General features: G+C 46.8%; 19 protein-coding genes. 9 read left to right on the top strand and 10 right to left on the bottom strand.

Annotated features, from left to right (window positions below; translation table 11 throughout):
• Window positions 1-18: 18 nt before the first annotated feature.
• The 3 genes from HP399_RS23505 to HP399_RS23495 all read right to left on the bottom strand — a co-directional run bounded on the left by HP399_RS23505 (window position 19) and on the right by HP399_RS23495 (window position 1861).
• Complete coding sequence (locus HP399_RS23505; RefSeq protein ID WP_173619240.1) at window positions 19-756, bottom strand: class I SAM-dependent methyltransferase; 738 nt, start codon at window positions 754-756, stop codon at window positions 19-21.
• Window positions 753-1511: an MBL fold metallo-hydrolase gene (locus HP399_RS23500; protein WP_173619239.1), complete on the bottom strand. Its 759-nt coding sequence runs from the start codon at window positions 1509-1511 to the stop codon at window positions 753-755. The genes HP399_RS23505 and HP399_RS23500 overlap by 4 nt, the downstream gene beginning before the upstream one ends.
• A gap of 83 nt (window positions 1512-1594) precedes the next feature.
• Window positions 1595-1861, bottom strand: a complete 267-nt coding sequence (locus HP399_RS23495; RefSeq protein ID WP_173619238.1) for a CD3324 family protein — start codon at window positions 1859-1861, stop codon at window positions 1595-1597.
• 273 nt (window positions 1862-2134) lie between these two features.
• Here HP399_RS23495 and HP399_RS31045 point away from each other — a divergent pair, with 273 nt between their 5' ends.
• The 4 genes from HP399_RS31045 to HP399_RS23480 all read left to right on the top strand — a co-directional run bounded on the left by HP399_RS31045 (window position 2135) and on the right by HP399_RS23480 (window position 3587).
• Window positions 2135-2257 carry a hypothetical protein gene (locus tag HP399_RS31045; protein WP_255653782.1) on the top strand — a complete coding sequence of 41 codons (123 nt, stop codon included), beginning with the start codon at window positions 2135-2137 and terminating at the stop codon, window positions 2255-2257.
• Between the two features lie 32 nt (window positions 2258-2289).
• Window positions 2290-2439 (top strand): zinc ribbon domain-containing protein, encoded by a 150-nt coding sequence (locus HP399_RS23490; RefSeq protein WP_238543350.1) that lies wholly within the window; start codon window positions 2290-2292, stop codon window positions 2437-2439.
• A 15-nt stretch (window positions 2440-2454) separates the two neighbouring features.
• Window positions 2455-2670: a hypothetical protein gene (locus HP399_RS23485; RefSeq protein WP_173619236.1), complete on the top strand. Its 216-nt coding sequence runs from the start codon at window positions 2455-2457 to the stop codon at window positions 2668-2670.
• 86 nt (window positions 2671-2756) lie between these two features.
• Window positions 2757-3587 (top strand): prohibitin family protein, encoded by an 831-nt coding sequence (locus tag HP399_RS23480; protein ID WP_173619235.1) that lies wholly within the window; start codon window positions 2757-2759, stop codon window positions 3585-3587.
• A gap of 48 nt (window positions 3588-3635) precedes the next feature.
• Here the strand turns inward: HP399_RS23480 and ahpF are convergent, their stop codons facing one another.
• Both ahpF and ahpC read right to left on the bottom strand, forming a co-directional pair.
• A complete protein-coding gene (ahpF, locus tag HP399_RS23475; RefSeq protein WP_173619234.1) occupies window positions 3636-5165 on the bottom strand; it encodes an alkyl hydroperoxide reductase subunit F in 1530 nt (509 codons plus the stop codon).
• A 13-nt stretch (window positions 5166-5178) separates the two neighbouring features.
• Complete coding sequence (ahpC, locus tag HP399_RS23470; RefSeq protein ID WP_106832905.1) at window positions 5179-5742, bottom strand: alkyl hydroperoxide reductase subunit C; 564 nt, start codon at window positions 5740-5742, stop codon at window positions 5179-5181.
• A 309-nt stretch (window positions 5743-6051) separates the two neighbouring features.
• On the opposite strand from ahpC, the gene HP399_RS23465 reads away from it, so the two are divergent.
• Together HP399_RS23465 and HP399_RS23460 are read left to right on the top strand one after the other, a co-directional pair.
• Window positions 6052-6543, top strand: coding sequence for a PH domain-containing protein (locus tag HP399_RS23465; protein WP_173619233.1), 492 nt, complete (start codon window positions 6052-6054; stop codon window positions 6541-6543).
• Window positions 6543-8024: a PH domain-containing protein gene (locus HP399_RS23460; protein ID WP_173619232.1), complete on the top strand. Its 1482-nt coding sequence runs from the start codon at window positions 6543-6545 to the stop codon at window positions 8022-8024. The genes HP399_RS23465 and HP399_RS23460 overlap by 1 nt, the downstream gene beginning before the upstream one ends.
• Window positions 8025-8065: 41 nt before the next feature.
• Here HP399_RS23460 and HP399_RS23455 read toward each other — a convergent pair whose 3' ends face one another.
• Window positions 8066-8458 carry a VOC family protein gene (locus HP399_RS23455; protein ID WP_173619231.1) on the bottom strand — a complete coding sequence of 131 codons (393 nt, stop codon included), beginning with the start codon at window positions 8456-8458 and terminating at the stop codon, window positions 8066-8068.
• Window positions 8459-8613: 155 nt separating this feature from the next.
• On the opposite strand from HP399_RS23455, the gene HP399_RS23450 reads away from it, so the two are divergent.
• Entirely contained in the window at window positions 8614-9324 is a 711-nt protein-coding gene (locus HP399_RS23450; RefSeq protein WP_173619230.1) for a DUF421 domain-containing protein, read from the top strand.
• 34 nt (window positions 9325-9358) lie between these two features.
• Here HP399_RS23450 and HP399_RS23445 read toward each other — a convergent pair whose 3' ends face one another.
• Window positions 9359-10219: an S-layer homology domain-containing protein gene (locus tag HP399_RS23445; RefSeq protein WP_173619229.1), complete on the bottom strand. Its 861-nt coding sequence runs from the start codon at window positions 10217-10219 to the stop codon at window positions 9359-9361.
• A 36-nt stretch (window positions 10220-10255) separates the two neighbouring features.
• Window positions 10256-11086, bottom strand: coding sequence for an MBL fold metallo-hydrolase (locus HP399_RS23440; protein WP_173619228.1), 831 nt, complete (start codon window positions 11084-11086; stop codon window positions 10256-10258).
• Window positions 11087-11224: 138 nt separating this feature from the next.
• Between HP399_RS23440 and hrpB the strand changes: the two genes are divergently transcribed.
• Window positions 11225-13729, top strand: a complete 2505-nt coding sequence (gene hrpB / locus HP399_RS23435) for an ATP-dependent helicase HrpB (protein WP_173619227.1) — start codon at window positions 11225-11227, stop codon at window positions 13727-13729.
• 288 nt (window positions 13730-14017) lie between these two features.
• Entirely contained in the window at window positions 14018-14737 is a 720-nt protein-coding gene (locus HP399_RS23430; RefSeq protein WP_173619226.1) for a DUF4386 domain-containing protein, read from the top strand.
• 7 nt (window positions 14738-14744) lie between these two features.
• Here HP399_RS23430 and HP399_RS23425 read toward each other — a convergent pair whose 3' ends face one another.
• Together HP399_RS23425 and bluB are read right to left on the bottom strand one after the other, a co-directional pair.
• Window positions 14745-15329 (bottom strand): Crp/Fnr family transcriptional regulator, encoded by a 585-nt coding sequence (locus HP399_RS23425; protein ID WP_173619225.1) that lies wholly within the window; start codon window positions 15327-15329, stop codon window positions 14745-14747.
• Window positions 15330-15407: 78 nt separating this feature from the next.
• Complete coding sequence (gene bluB / locus HP399_RS23420) at window positions 15408-16061, bottom strand: 5,6-dimethylbenzimidazole synthase (protein ID WP_173619224.1); 654 nt, start codon at window positions 16059-16061, stop codon at window positions 15408-15410.
• Window positions 16062-16067: the final 6 nt, after the last annotated feature.

Genomic DNA, 16067 nt, shown 5'->3' with positions numbered 1-16067 from the left:
GGGTGCTTTTTTTATTGGTTAGGATGCTTGTTTGCTGGCGGCGATCAACAAGAAGATCGGCCGACGGATTTCGTCTCGCATCCCAGGTATATCCAGCATTTCTTCAGGAGGACCAGGTTCAGCGACTTTTGTTAGGTGAAATCCGGCAGCAAGGAGATCGTTCATATAGCTCGAAAACGTTCGATGATACTTGATGACTTCATGATCCAGAAAGGTGGTTTGCCGGATGCCTTCCTGCTGGTAGTTGTCCACTGGCCAGTGCAAGCGTTCGCCTTGAGGTCCGTAATGCCAGTCTTGTTCAGGGAGAGCAGTGAAGACGGGATGCTCCACGGAGAAAACGAAGGGACCTCCAGGAGCAAGACAGTGATAAACACGTTGGCAAAGCAGGTCAAAGCGCTCCACATAATGGATGGCCAAGGAGCTGATGACGACGTCGAATTCCTCTGAAGCAAAATCGATATCTTCAATCGGAAGACGCAGATACTCGATGGCGGGATCAGTTGTCGTCTCTCTGGCACGCGCCAGCATTTTTTCGGAAAGGTCCACACCCACAACGGAGCGGGCCTGTTGCTCACGCGCATATCGGCAGTGCCAGCCGAAGCCACAGCCTAGATCGAGCACTTTTTTCTCGTGAAGGGAAGGCAGTAGCTCCCGAAACGCGTGCCATTCTCCCGCGGCGTTCAGTCCCTCAACCGAACGAGCCATTTGACTGTATTTGATGAAAAAACCTTGCTCATCGTATTTGTTCTGTTTCATCCGTTCAAAACCTCCTGGGTCGGGTCGTAGGCTTGGAGTAGCTCCCGCAGCGCTTGCTTGACATCCCCCTGAAACAATCCACCGTGATAGCAAATCAACTGCTCGATGTCATATTCGAGTAAGTGGCGGACAGAGCGAATCGCTTCCTGCATATCCATCGTATAGGCCGGATTGGCGATTTCGAGTCTACCGTTTTCGATCACAACAGCATCTCCGGCAATCAGCGTTTTGCTTGGGATCAAATATAACGATATATGTCCCGGCATATGTCCAGGTGTGTGAATGACCTCGATTCCTCCGCACCAAGGTAGACGTTCATGATTCGTTACGGTTTTATCAACCGTAGTGGGCTCAATGGACTGCAAAAAGCGAATAAATTCCTTAGCGTGCTGCTTTTCATCCGACGACAGATGGTCCTGTGTTGCTTGCGCCTGCTCCAATCGCAAAGATGTTTTTTGTCCGGTGATGTATGGTGCTTCGGTTTCATAAGCGATGATTTCGAGGTGCGGATCGGTTCTTTTTAACGCTGCCAAAGAACCGATGTGATCCATATCGTGATGCGTAACAATGACCTTCGTTAGGTCGTCGAGCGTAAGCTGTTGCTTGTGTGCGGCCTCCTGAAGCAGTGGCAAAAAGTCCGGATAACCACAGTCCACAAGGATCATTTCATGCTCATCCTGCAACAGCACCGGGGTAATGACCTGTGCAGATCCATTGTACATAAACGAAATGTCGAGAAAGTGAATCTGGTTCATACGTTGTCCCTCCTGACTGGCTGATCTTAAAAAGGAGTGTAACGCAATTGGGAAATAGACACACGGTCGACCTTTTCTCTGTCTCATTTATGTCCACGTATAATGCGTCGAATACTGTGTTCGGTCAAGTAATGCTTCCGGGCGAGCATTTTGACAGAAGCCCCTTCGCGATAGGCTTGCAAAATCGCTTGATTGCGCTCGTTTAGCCATTGCTTTGTGTCTGTGGAGGAGCCCCATTGTCGCTTATTTTCGTGGTGGATCGGGATGTACAAGTAACTTCCTTGTACATAATGTTGAATTTGCCGCAGCAGATCGTCTGGCAAGAGGTCTTGTGCATTTTTGTATTTCATGTGCTTTGCTCCTATCTATATAGCGTGATGTGCGTATATAGATGAGCAAAGAGATCCTCAACTCAATATCGGGAAGGCTCTGAACCAAGAGAAAGGGGAACTCTTTGCTCAGAGCCGTAATCGGCTCTTCGTACATAAGGGTGTAGCATATGAATCATCTCCCTTCTTGTCTCTATAGTAGTGAGAAAGAGGAGTTCCTTCAACAATCTTCTTTGCCTTGTTTTCCAAATAAAGGGTATGATGAGGGGACTGTGGATAATCGAATGAGTTGAGGTGGTAAGATGTTGGGAGCATGCGGAATATGCAACGAAAATCTGGATCAAAATAACCAGTGCAGGTGTACAAGGCAAGAGAGAGCTACGTCAAATCGTAACAGTGGACGCAGAGGATGTATAAAATGCGGCTGCACGCGTACAACTGTGACACAGATGTCAGCTACAGGCGGTGGCTTATCGCGCATGTTGAATGTTCAGTACCAGGTGTATGATGTGATCAGCTGTGTGAATTGCGGTTATAGTGAGATGTATAAACAGAATTCTTCGTCAACGATGAATATTGTAGATTTGTTTTTCGGATAGGAGATGTGCATTGATATGAGTCTTGGTGGCTTTCAAAGCGGCTTTTCCGCTCGCAAGGTACCACGGGCGGAAGTGCGGTGGGGACAGTTTTTAATATGCAATCACGGTTGTGAGGAAGTCATTCAATTGATTTCGCATGTATCTGGTGAAGTTGAATTTGAGCTATGCAAAATCGAGGCAGAGCGTATGGCACATGTTCTTTTAGAAGCATCGAAAGCAGAGCGTTCATGACATGTATTTTTCATAAATTTCTTGAAACTTATAGCCCACTCCCTCGTATAAATGAATGAGCATGTATAGATAGAGGGAGGACGAGTATGAGCGACAAAAATGTTGTAAAAATGAGTCCCTTTCAAGCAGGAGGAAAGCTGATCGCAACGATTGTGGTACTGGTTGTGTTGGTCTTGCTTGGCACGCAATCTTTTACGATTATTTCCGCAGGGCACAGTGGAGTTGTGCTGCAACTGGGAGCGGTACAGCCAAAAGTGCTGCAAGAGGGCATGCATTTTAAAATTCCGTTCATCCAAACCGTGGTGCCGATGGAAGTGCGGGTACAAAAATCAGAAATGAGTCAGACTTCTGCTTCACGTGACTTGCAAACCGTATCTACGACGATTGCCGTTAACCATCATTTGGATGCAGAAAGTGTCAACAAACTGTATCAGCAAGTGGGATTAGAGTACAATAGCCGAATTGTTGATCCTGCCATTGCCGAATCATTTAAAGCCGTTACCGCTCAATACACAGCAGAAGAACTGGTATCCAAGCGTTCAGAGGTCAGCCAAAAGGTAAAAGAAGTTCTGCATAAAAAGCTGGCAAACTATAACATCATCCTCGACGAAATCAATATTCGCGAGTTTACTTTCAGTGATGAATTCAACCGCGCCATTGAATCCAAGCAGGTAGCCGAGCAGCAAGCGCTCAAATCGAAGCTGGATCTGGAGCGGATCAAGATCGAGAAAGAGCAAGAAATTACGAGAGCAGAAGCACAGGCACAAGCACTGCGCCTGCAAAAGCAAGAGGTTACGCCAGAGCTGATTCAGCTCAGACAGATTGAGGCGCAACTCGAAGCGATCCGCAAATGGGATGGAAAGCTGCCGAACGTGACGGGTGGAGCTACTCCGTTTATCAATGTGGGTACCCAATAACCGAATAAATGAACAAAGCCACTCCCTTGAGAAGGAGTGGCTTTGTTTTTAGTTGCGGATGAGATAATCGAAAGCTCCCAAAGCCGCAGTAGCACCAGATCCCATCGAAATGATGATCTGTTTATAAGCACTATTTGTGCAATCACCGGCTGCAAAAACACCAGGGATGTTTGTCGAACCATGGCTGTCTACCACGATCTCACCAAAGCGAGTGCGCTCAATCGTGTCTCCCAACCAATCTGTATTCGGTACCAGACCGATCTGTACAAACACACCTTGCAATTCAATGTGCTTGGTTTCACCTGTCTCACGTTCGATGTAAGAAATGCCGTTTACTTTATCAGTACCCGTAATTTCTTTGGTTTGAACGTTTTTAAGTACAGTGACATTTGGCAGACTGTAGAGACGATCTTGCAATACCGCGTCAGCTTTCAGTTCTGGCGAGAATTCCAGAACCGTTACATGTTTCACAATACCTGCGAGATCAATCGCTGCTTCCACACCTGAATTACCGCCACCAACAACTGCAACATCTTTGCCTATGAACAAAGGACCATCGCAGTGAGGGCAATAAGCTACACCCTTGTTCTTGAACTCTGCTTCACCTGGTACACCCAGATTCCGCCAACGAGCACCTGTCGACAAGATGACTGTCTTACTCTTCAGAACAGCGCCGTTTTCAAGTTCAATTTCGATTAAATCCTTCTTCTCTAAACGCTTGGCACGTTGCAGCTTCATGACATCAATGCCATACTCTTTTACTTGCTTCTCCAAGTTGGCTGCGAGCTGAGGACCTTCAATGTATTTCACACTGATGAAGTTCTCAATGCCCAAAGTGTCATTGACTTGACCGCCAAGGCGTTCAGCAACGAGACCAGTACGAATCCCTTTGCGTGCTGCATAGATCGCCGCACTTGCACCTGCTGGGCCACCGCCGACAACAAGCACATCATAAGGATCTTTATTGTCAAACTCAGATGCGTCTGGAGCAGAACCCAGCTTGGCAAGAATTTCTTCCACTGTCATACGACCGCTTTCGAAAAATTCACCATTGAGGAAAACGCTTGGCACAGCCATCACGTTTTTGCTCTCTACCTCGTCCTTGAATACGGCACCGTCAATCATTGTATGAGTAATACCAGGATTGAAGATACTCATCAAGTTCAGAGCTTGGACAACATCTGGACAATTGTGGCAACTCAAGCTGATGTAAGTTTCGAACTTATATTCACCACGAAGGTCTTTGATTTGATCAATGACACTTTGCTCGACCTTTGGAGCTCTTCCGCTAACTTGCAAGAGAGCCAATACCAAGGAAGTAAATTCGTGACCCAGTGGAGTACCAGCAAAAACGACGCCAGTATCTTCACCGACACGGTTTACGCTAAAGCTAGGTGTGCGAGTTAGTTCTGCTTTCTCCACACTGATCCTCAAAGACATGCTGGCTAACTCATCAATCAGTGCAAGCATCTCAGAAGATGCCTCATCGGTGCCTGCACTGACTTTGAGTACAATATCGCCTTCCAAGAGCTCGAGATATTGTTCTAGTTGCGCTTTGATTTCTTGGTCAAGGGCCATTTTATATCACACCTTAAATTTTGCCTACGAGATCAAGGCTTGGTTTCAGTGTTTTGCCACCTTCTTGCCATTTTGCTGGGCAAACTTCACCTGGATTGTTGCGAACATATTGTGCTGCTTTGATTTTGTTGATCAGAGCACTTGCATCACGGCCAATGCCACCTGCAGTAATCTCAACAGCTTGAACGACACCGTCTGGGTCGATGATGAATGTACCGCGATCTGCCAGACCTTCAGCTTCGATCAATACATCGAAGTTGCGGGAGATAACATGGGAAGGATCGCCGATCATGATGTATTCTACTTTACCAATTGCTTCAGAGCTTGCGTGCCATGCTTTATGAGTGAAGTGCGTATCTGTGGAAACGGAGTATACTTCAACACCGAGTTCTTTCAAAGTTGCATATTGGTTTTGCAGATCTTCAAGTTCAGTAGGGCAAACGAAAGTAAAGTCTGCTGGGTAGAAGCATACTACGCTCCATTGACCTTTGAAGTTTGCTTCTGTTACTTCGAGGAATTTACCTTTTTGGAATGCTTGTGCTTTGAAAGGCAATACTTCAGTTCCGATGAGTGACATAGTGTTAGCTCCTTTATATGTTTTTTTGTATAGTACATATTCAGGACATGCGTTACGAGGCATGCTTGAATATAATTTACAATGATTATTATTTAATAAATGATTCAGTAAGTCAAGTTTTTTATAATGATTATAATGTGATAATTTATACAAGCCGTTTTCTCCATCATTTAGTATGATTCGAACGGCATAAGAGTATTCGTTTGCTGCATGAAAAATTGACGATTCGTCCGTAGAAACCGGGCGGATTGTTTTACGTATGAAATAAAGAGCGAATTGATAGCGTAATTAACATACAGGAGTGATGATATGCCATCTCCAATCAACGCACCGCAAAAATGCTTGTCCAAGGATGCGTTCAAAGTACAGCTTATTACCGAGGGGATCACGGTTGTGATCGGGTTAGTTATTTTGGCCGTCCTCTATTATCTAGATGATCGTTTTGCTTGGAAGGAATGGATCGGATGGAGTTTGCATGGATTGCTCGTTATCGGTGTGATCGCGACGATTTGGTCGTTTGTCGAGCCGTATTTTTTATATAAAAGCTGGCGGTATGATATCGACGAAGATTTCCTGCAAATGAAATTCGGGGTGATCATAGAGAGACATTTCCTTGTCCCCATGACGAAAATCCAAGCAGTCTCATCGAAACAAGGACCGATTTTACGAAAGTACGGGCTGTACACCATCTCGATAAAAACAATGGGCTCCTCGCACGAGATTCCAGGACTGCCGGGAGATGTCGCTTCTCAATTAAGAGAACAGATTGCTCACTACGCCAAATTAAAGGAAGTGGAGTAGTGATGGAAGCAAAACGATACCATCCACTAAATATCCTTTTTGATCTCATCACTCAAGTAAAGCATCTGTTTTTTCCTGCGTTGATTTTGTTTGTGTTCAATTATGACTCGACGAACGCATTCATTACGTACGGGAGAATTGTTTTTTACATCTATGTAGTAGGGATGCTGGTCTATCTGGTTTTGAAATGGATTTCGTACAAGTATAGGCTGGATGATACGGCTTTCCATCTATACGAAGGAATTTTTACGAAGACAAAGCAAACGATCCCCTTTACCAAAATCCAAAACGTCAATCGACATACGACCTTGCTGCACCGGATTTTTAAAGTGACTTCTATCCGGTTTGAGACAGGGATGGTTGGGGATGATTCTAGCGTCGAATTCGCGGTGATTTCTGTAATCGAAGCGGATCGACTGGATGCTGGAGCTAAAGGGAAAGAAGGTGACGCGACCTCTTCAGAGGAAATCAGTACGCCGTATACCACTCCTGAGCGAATCATTCATTTTACGCCAACGAAAAAAGAGATTATCAAGGCTTCCTTCACTTCTCTCAGCTTCCTCGGGATGATTACGTTACTGGTATGGGCATATTTCAAGCTCACCGAATATATCGACGTGGAGGAGCAGGTAGTAGGTATTTATTCGCTTATTACGAGCTCGTGGACATGGATCACGCTGACAGCCGTTGGACTTCTCGTCCTATCCATCGTATTCGGCATGGTCACGACCTATATTCGTTACGGAAAATATGAGATTTCGTCGGATCACGAGCGGATTTACATTGCCAAAGGAGTCATCGAAGAAACAGCTTTTTCGATCGCAAAAGAGAGAGTGCAAGCGATTAAAATCAAACAATCCTTGTTAAAGCGCATGTTGGGCCTCGCCGAAGTCAAGCTGACTGTTGTCGGCGGGGATAGTGATTCGGATAAAGATAAACAGGATGTCAGCTCACTCTATCCATTTTTACCGGTAAAACGTGCGTATGAGATGATCTCAGAAATATTGCCTGCGTATGAAGTGACGGAAGAAATGACGAGTCTCCCTCAAAAATCATTATGGATTCGCTTGGTCAGATCGAGCTGGATTTGGATCATAGGCACAGGTGTGCTTTCCTATTTCAAGCCGAATATTTGGGGGTGGGAGCAAGCGTGGTGGGTTATATCCATTGCGTTGACACTGCTCATTCTGGCCTTCGAAGTCATTGAATTTACCAACACGCGATACACCTTGAATGATCACTTTATTCAGTTCCAAACAGGGAGCCTTACCACGACTTTATTTGTGTCAAAACGAGAGAAGATCATAGAGGTCAACGTCAAAAGAGGTCTCCTGCAAAAGCAGCTAGGACTTGCTTCGATCAAAACGGTCAATCGCGCCAAACCCGTGAGTCATAAAGGGGTAACAGATGTGCCGATAGAGTTGGCAGAAGGGTTTTATCAGTGGTATATGGGACGTAGAAAAGAGATCAAAGTAGAATAGAAGAAGAGGGGGCGTAGAAGGAAAAGGCGAATCTTTTCCCTCTACGTTCTTGTGCTTTCAAACAGCTCCAGCCATTCCCCATCGGGACCTTTGAAGAACATATAACGCGAACCGTTTGGCAATGTGGTTATTTCCTGATCGATAAAAGATACATGTAGTTGCTTCAAACGGTCGATTTCAGCTTCGAGGTTGTCCACAGCAAACGCAAGGTGGTGGACCTTGCCCTCTATCGGCAGCGAATCGCTATATCCGTGAATGAGCTCCAGCTCTGTCTCTGTGCTTCCCGGAAATCCAAGAAAAGCAAGGGTAATGACTCCGTTGGAATGAGCGAGCTTTCCTTTTAGCTCCATCCCAATCACTTCGGTGTAAAAGGTAATCGAGGTCTCCAAATCTTTTACCATCAAACCCACATGCTCCAGTTTTTTGATCGCCATATCACTTCATTCCTTTCTACAGGTATGATTTTTATCTATTGTAGAAGAATTTGGAGGAAAAGTCTGTATGCCCAAGCAGTCATGATAGGTTTTCCAATGATAAACATGGCTATAATTGGGGTGTGGTGCAAATTTCGTCATCCTTGGGGTGGAGCATGGAGTCTATTGTGGAAATGGTTGCGAGAGCAGTGCTGGCTTTTGCTATCATGATGATCATTACAAGGATGTTGGGCAAGCAGACGATCGCGCAAATGACGTATCACGACTTTGTTGCGGCGATTACTTTGGGGGCGCTGACAGCAAATCTTGCCTTTAACAACATGGTCAAAATATCGCACTTGATCGTGACGTTACTCACTTTTAGTGGTATCGCCTATTTGTTGATGATCGTCTCTCTGAAAAACCGGAAGATGCGAAAATGGTTTTCGGGCCAGCCGACGGTAATCATCCAGGATGGAAGAATTCTCGAAGATAACATGCGCAAGCTGAAGCTGACGTTGGATACGCTGAATCAAGAACTGCGGGAAAGAAACATTTTTAATATCGAAGAAGTTCAATATGCTGTGCTGGAGTTGAACGGAGAGGTATCAATTCTGCGAAAACCGCAGTTTTTGCCTGTTACTCGCGGAGATTTGAAACTGAAAATGGGGAACAGGCAGACATTCCCGATTGAATTGATCATGGATGGCCAAATCATCCAGAGCAACCTACGCCAACATAGCCTAACCATCGAGTGGCTACTCTCACAGGTGGGCAAAAAAGGCTTGAGCATCGCGGAAGTGAATTACGCCGTGATTAGCTCCAATGGACATATTTATTTCGATCCGTATGATGATCGTATCAGCAATCCGATCGACAAAGAATAGGGATTCGCAAAAAAACCTCCGGGATGGAGGTTTTTCATTTGCTCGAGTATTGGCTGAGTGTGCCTGTTTGCTTCAAATAGTTATAAAATCTGTGCAAAATAGTGACAGCCTCTGCGCGAGTCAGCATTTCTCGACCCTCGAACTTGCCGTTCCATGCAGTCATGATCCCTGTTTTTTGCAAGAGGGCGAGATTGGTTCCTAGGATTCCACTGTAGTCATCCGTAAACAATATTTCATCGCCATCTTGGCCAAAGAGAAGCGGATAGAGGATGTTCGTTTGGTCTCTCCCATCTTCGTTGTACCGACCATCCTCCTGGAAAAAGTCTTCAGGCGAATTTGGGTCAAGCGAATACTGACTCAAGATGATGGGAATATCCCGCATGGTAGAGAGGATTTGTAAGACCTCTGCCGCTGGAATGTCTTGGTTTTCTAACATAAAGACGGGCAGGACGTTTGCCGCACCAATTCGATTTAGTTTCGTGTCTGGGAAATAAAAGTAGCCATGGGACGAATAGCGGACAGCGTTCCACCAGTCTCGTGTGACAATCGAGCTGATCTCCGTGTACGCCCAGTGATTTTTTGGCACGTCGGCAAATCGCTCGATGTGATAGTCGCCATAATCTGTCTTTTGGTTAGCTTTGTACGGTCTGTAACGATCAAACAGGCGATAGATCATAACAGTCATTTCTGCCTTGTCGACCAATCTTTCAGGCTGGAAGCGACCGTCAGGATAACCGCTCACCACACCCTTATCTACCATGAAGGAGATCGAATTCATGGCCCAGCCGTATTTCTTTGGATCGACATCATTAAATTTCGGTGCAGCATGAGAAACCGCAGGATAAATACTAGATAATCCCAGAATGAGTGCAAGTAACACCGTGATGACTTTCATATGTTCTCCTCTCTTTTTTCTATCAAATGGTAAGGATTATCCTTCTAGTATACTATCCGGTGCTGGAAAAGGAAGGTGTTCTGCAAGAACAGATGTGACGATATGCAACGAGTCAAACTCGCCAGATGAAGCCGCGATGATCGGCGGTTTAGAAGGAAACAGTTGCTTGTTAATTTCATGGGGAGAAAGCCCTTTGCTATGGAAATGCAGGATTTCCCCAGACAGATTCTCCAAATGCTCCAGCTTTTGTTGCAAGCGTGTTTTCCCGTCTGGATGATAGCCGGAATGGGCGCAAAAGATCGACTTGAAGTCACAAGCGAGAACCGTACGAAGGGAATTCATCAAGGTGGGGATCGATTCTTCTCGTAATATGACCTTCGTTTTCACACCCATAAAAAGATCGCCACAGAACAAGCGACCAGTCCTTTCGTCCAATAAGGCTATATGGTCTTGGGCATGGCCGGGGGTATCAAGCACTTTCCATTCGATGGAGCGAGAGTGATGGATGTCACCCAAAGGTTGGGCCACAAACGGATAGCGAATCCCCCAAGTAAGCTTACGATAGAAAGGGTAGTGTGCTTTTTGGGAGCAAATGTCCATTCCTTTTTCGTGAATGAAAAGAGGGACCTGTTTATTCTGGGCAATCCACGAGGCGGTTCCGACATGGTCTTCATGGCTGTGCGTCAGTACGACTGAATCAAACGAGGCTTCCTGAAACCTGTGAACGAGAGCTTGCTCGAGTACTTTCGGGCCAGTATCAACCAGCATGCCATCCGTCACATAAACAGTAATCCCTGATTCCCAATCCCCTACACGAACAATCCCTTCTAGACATGCCACGTCTTCATGATGATGAATGTGAATCATACCGCACACCTCCCATAGTGATGGAATCATTATACTATTGAATGATTATTCAGTCATTTTTGTTTGCGATCCACACTCATTCTACATCCCTGTATCGTGTATGATGAATAGGGATGATTGCTCGTATGAGGTGAAAACATGAATGCATTGCCGATAAATGAAGTATTGCCAGAGCTGGTAGACACGCTGCGCAAAGGGACAAACGCAGTGTTGGTCGCTGCTCCGGGTGCGGGGAAGACGACGCGGGTACCACTGGCCTTGCGTGAAGAAGCTTGGTTACACAATCGACGAATTGTGATGCTGGTGCCACGCAGACTGGCCGCACGTCAAGCTGCTACCTACATGGCTGCCTTGCTGGGGGAAGAAGTTGGACAAACGGTCGGATACCGGGTCAAGCGTGAATCAAGAGTAGGTCCAGGCACTCGGATTGAAGTGATTACAGAAGGAATTTTAACGAGAATGCTACAGGATGATCCGGAGCTATCTGATGTCGGTCTTGTTATTTTCGACGAGTTCCACGAACGGAATTTGCACGCGGATTTAGGTCTGGCCCTTAGTCTTCAGGCACAAAGCTTGTTTCGGGAAGACCTGCGAATTCTCGTGATGTCCGCTACGCTCGATGCTGAGCCCGTGTCAGCCTTGCTGGGGAATGCTCCTGTTATCAGTAGTAAAGGCAGGATGTTCCCGGTGGAGACGCACTTTTTGACTTCCCCGATGGAGGGACGTCTGGAGGAAGCAGTTGTCCAGATGATCTTCCAAGCGTTGAGACAAGAAGAGGGAGATATGCTCGTCTTTTTACCAGGAGCCAAAGAAATTCACCGGGTGCAAGATTTGCTTGAACAAAGCGGTGTGGGCACGAATATACGGACTGCGCCTCTTTACGGAAATTTGTCGCAGGAGGAACAAGATAAGGCGATCCAGCCCGGGAAAACAGGGGAGCGCAAAATTGTCCTCGCCACCTCTATTGCCGAGACGAGCTTGACTGTCGAGGGTGTACGCATCGTGATTGATAGTGGATTAAAACGGGTCCCGCGCTTTTCTCCACGAACAGGGATGACGAGACTGGAAACAGCAAAGGTATCAAGGGCGTCTGCAGACCAACGTCGAGGAAGGGCTGGGCGGCTTGCGCCCGGGGCCTGCTTTCGACTGTGGACAGAGCAAGAAGATCGCATGCTCATGCCACAGCAGGCACCTGAAATCATGGAAGCGGATCTGGCTGTACTCGCTTTGGAGCTGGCTCTGTGGGGAGTCGGGGCACCGGAAGAGCTGGATTGGCTGAATCCCCCGCCAAAGGCAGCGATGGCACAGGCTCAAGAGCTGCTGCTTCAGCTGGGCGCATTAGATGAGCGGAAGCAGATCACACCACATGGACGAATGCTAACTGAGATGGGTGTGCATCCGAGATTAGGCCACATGATTCAGAAAGCGTATGAACTGGGACAAGGTGAACTAGCTTGCGAGCTGGCAGTCCTCTTGGAAGAACGAGATATTGTGAGGGGGCGCCAAGCGTCAGCAGATGCGGATATGCGCACGCGTGTTGAACTGCTTCGTCAGGTAGCAAACAAACAGAGTGTGGCAGTGGAGCTTTCGATTGATGTAGGGGCGTGCAAAAGACTTTGGAAAGAGGCGGCTCACTTCAAGCGGGTATGGGCAAAAAATCAGTCTGGTGACAATTCCATTCGTACAGAAGCGACGGGAAGACTGCTGGCGTTTGCGTACCCGGACCGGATTGCCCAGCGAAGGGCAGATGGACGTTATTTGCTTTGCAATGGGCGTGGGGCGGCTTTTTCCGTGCATCAACCATTGACTGCTTCGCCGTATATTGTGGCAGCAGAACTCGATGACCAAGGCGCAGATAGTCGGATATTACTGGCGGCTAGTGTGGAAGAAAGCGAGCTGTTGAATGATTGTGCGATGCAGATTACCGAACGAATGAACGTATGGTGGGAGCATACAGCAGGGGCAGTTCGCAGCCGTAAGCAAAAACGGTTGGGGGCGATCCTGCTGGCGGATATACCTGCGGAGGCTTCGCCAGATGAGGTGTTAACAGCGTTTTTGGAAGGAATAAAGGAAGAAGGCTTGGAGATTTTGCCGTGGAATCGACAGGCGAGACAGTATCGCGAGCGTTTGCTGTTTATGCATCGTCTGGAGGAAGGCTGGCCGAATGTGGAAGATGAGGCACTGCTTGCTTCCTTGGGGGAATGGCTCGCTCCCCATGTGTATGGTTTCAAAAGAAAGGAAGACCTGCAGTCGCTGTCAGTGACGACGTTGCTGGAGAGTATGCTGTCATGGGAGCAGCGCAGACAACTAGACGAATACGTTCCAACTCATGTGATCGTCCCGAGTGGTTCCAAAATTCCTGTCGATTACAGCGATCCAGTGGCACCGGTGCTCTCGGTCCGGCTACAGGAGTTGTTTGGTTGGCAAGACTCTCCGAGAATAGGCAGAGGCAGAGTACCACTGACATTGCACCTGCTTTCACCAGCTCATCGTCCGGTACAAGTGACACGGGACTTGGCGAGCTTTTGGGCACATGCGTATTTTGAAGTGAAAAAAGATTTAAAGGGCCGTTATCCCAAGCATTATTGGCCAGATGATCCGCTAGCGGCCATTCCGACAAATCGGACGCGTCCACGCATATAAATCGAGTAGCTAGGTATATTCGGGCATAGAGGAGGGGCTCGACGTCAGGTGAAATTTCCCATTTTGCTAGTTCCATGTTCGTGAGTCACGTCAATTGTGAAACCTTCTTCGTGTTCGGGTACGTCAGGAAGATACCGTGAATCACGTACTACCCCCTCTATTTCTCTGGGCTGCCTGTTGATCAGGCGGTCTTTTTTTTGCATAAAAAGGTTCCATTGATTTAAGTCAATGACCGCCGCTATTGTTCCTCCTACAATAAACTCTACATTGTAAAGTAGGAGGGATCTTATGGCGGTCTCAGTCATCCAGCCATCGATTCAGAGAAAATCTGCTCTGATTGCTGGTATTTCACTTTTCATCATGGTGCTTGTTTCCTTTTTTTCGTACGGTTTTGCTCATGAAAGTCTTGTCGTGCAAGGAGATGCCAACGCAACGTTTCAGAACATCAAGTCATCCCCTATGCTGTTCAAAGCCGAGATTTTCGGTTGGGTCATCATCCTAATCACGGATATCGTCGTCGCTTGGGCTTTTTATCTCTTCCTCAAGCCGAATAATCCGTACCTGTCACTACTCGCTGCTTGGTTCCGTTTGATCTATACCGCTATTTTGGGAATAGCCTTGCTTAATCTGATTGTTGTGCTGCTCCTTTCGAAAAGTACGGAGCCATTGGGGCTAATTCCAATCGATCAGCTTCAAGCACAAATGATGCTTAGTTTGCAAGCATTTGAGTCAATTTGGTCCATTGGATTAATGATCTTTGGCGGGCATCTCATGCTTGTCGGTTATGTGGCTGTCCAATCCGAAAACATCCCGAGGGTCATTGGCTTATTACTGTTGGCGGCTTCCGTAGGCTATATGGTGATCAACCTAAGCAAATTGTTTTTTCCACAAAATATCGGACTGATATCGACGCTAACAGCTATATTTCAATTGCCAATGATCGCGGGAGAGTTGGGCTTTGGGATTTGGCTGCTGTTGAAAGGAGGGGTAGCCTCCAAAAGAAGCTGACAACCCGCTACGATTTGTTAGTGGAGGTCCTCTTTTTAATCCGACTTAATGACTCTGGCGTCATGCCCAGGTAGCTCGCCAATTGATGCTGGGGCACACGATCGATTAAGTGAGGGCGTTTCTGCAAAACGGTTTTATACCGCTCTTCGGGTGTGGAAGCGATAAAGGAAGCGAACTCATCTTGTATCTCGCCAAGGTTTTCTTCTAGCATCTTGCGTGACATGCTTTCCAATTGTGCGTATTTGCTGAACATGTCACTTACGGTATCAAGATTACCTACGACCAATGTACAGTCTTCGAGACAAGCTAAAAAATACGCAGATGACTGATCCAGCTTATGCTGACCCAGATTCACAATGGTTTGTTCTTCCGTGTAGAATTGGGATGTAACTTCTTTCCCTGATTCATCTATCGAATACTGTCTAACACATCCCTTTAATACAAAATAACACTTCGTGGGTTTATCTCCTTGTTGAAGGAGTATCGTTCCTTTTTTATACTCCTCCGTAACGATTTCATCAACGATTGCCCGTTGCTCTTTTTCAGAAAGGGTTGTAAATCTAGTAAGGTATTTCAAGAGAATCTCTTTCATTTCATATTCCTTTCCTGAAAGAAAAAGGTCCCCATGCTCGAAACGGGAACCTTTTCTTTTTTTGTCTTTCGTCGCGGCTTACGCCTTGTTCCCCCACTGCTCCCGATAAATCAACTGTTGCAGGTCCTCGCGTTGTCTCCAGTGGTGCAGCTCCAAGAGTGGACGTTCTGGATAATGATCCGTGTAGCCGATCGACAGCAATGCGACAGGATCGATATGCGGCGGTATGTTTAGGATACGACGCACATCTGCCTTCTTGTAAAAGCTGACCCAGCCCATCGCCAAATCTTCTGCGTAGGCAGCTAGCCACATGTTTTGGATCGCACAGCTGACAGACATAATATCTGTTTCCGGGATGGAATTGCGTCCGAGGACATGGTCTCCGCCACGTGTAGGATCACAAGTGACACAGATGGTGACAGGTGCTTCCTTGATCCCTTGAATTTTCAACTCCAAAAAGGTCGACTCCCGTCCCGTGCCTTCGTAGTGGATGGCTAGCGCCCGGCGTTCTTTATCCGCACATTCTGCGAGAGCTTGTTTGGTTGCGTCGTCTTCTACCAGGACAAAATTCCATGGCTGCATGAATCCGACGGAAGGAGCATGGTGGGCAGCAGCCAAGATCATGGCGAGCTTTTCCGGGGCGACAGGGTCTTGACGAAAGCTACGAATATCGCGACGATTGCTGATGGCTTTATACAAACCGTTTTTTTCTTCCGCGGTTAAGCGTTTCATGAGAAA

The sequence above is a fragment of the Brevibacillus sp. DP1.3A genome (assembly GCF_013284245.2).
Taxonomy (GTDB): domain Bacteria; phylum Bacillota; class Bacilli; order Brevibacillales; family Brevibacillaceae; genus Brevibacillus.
This window is presented reverse-complemented; position numbering and strand designations above follow the sequence as displayed.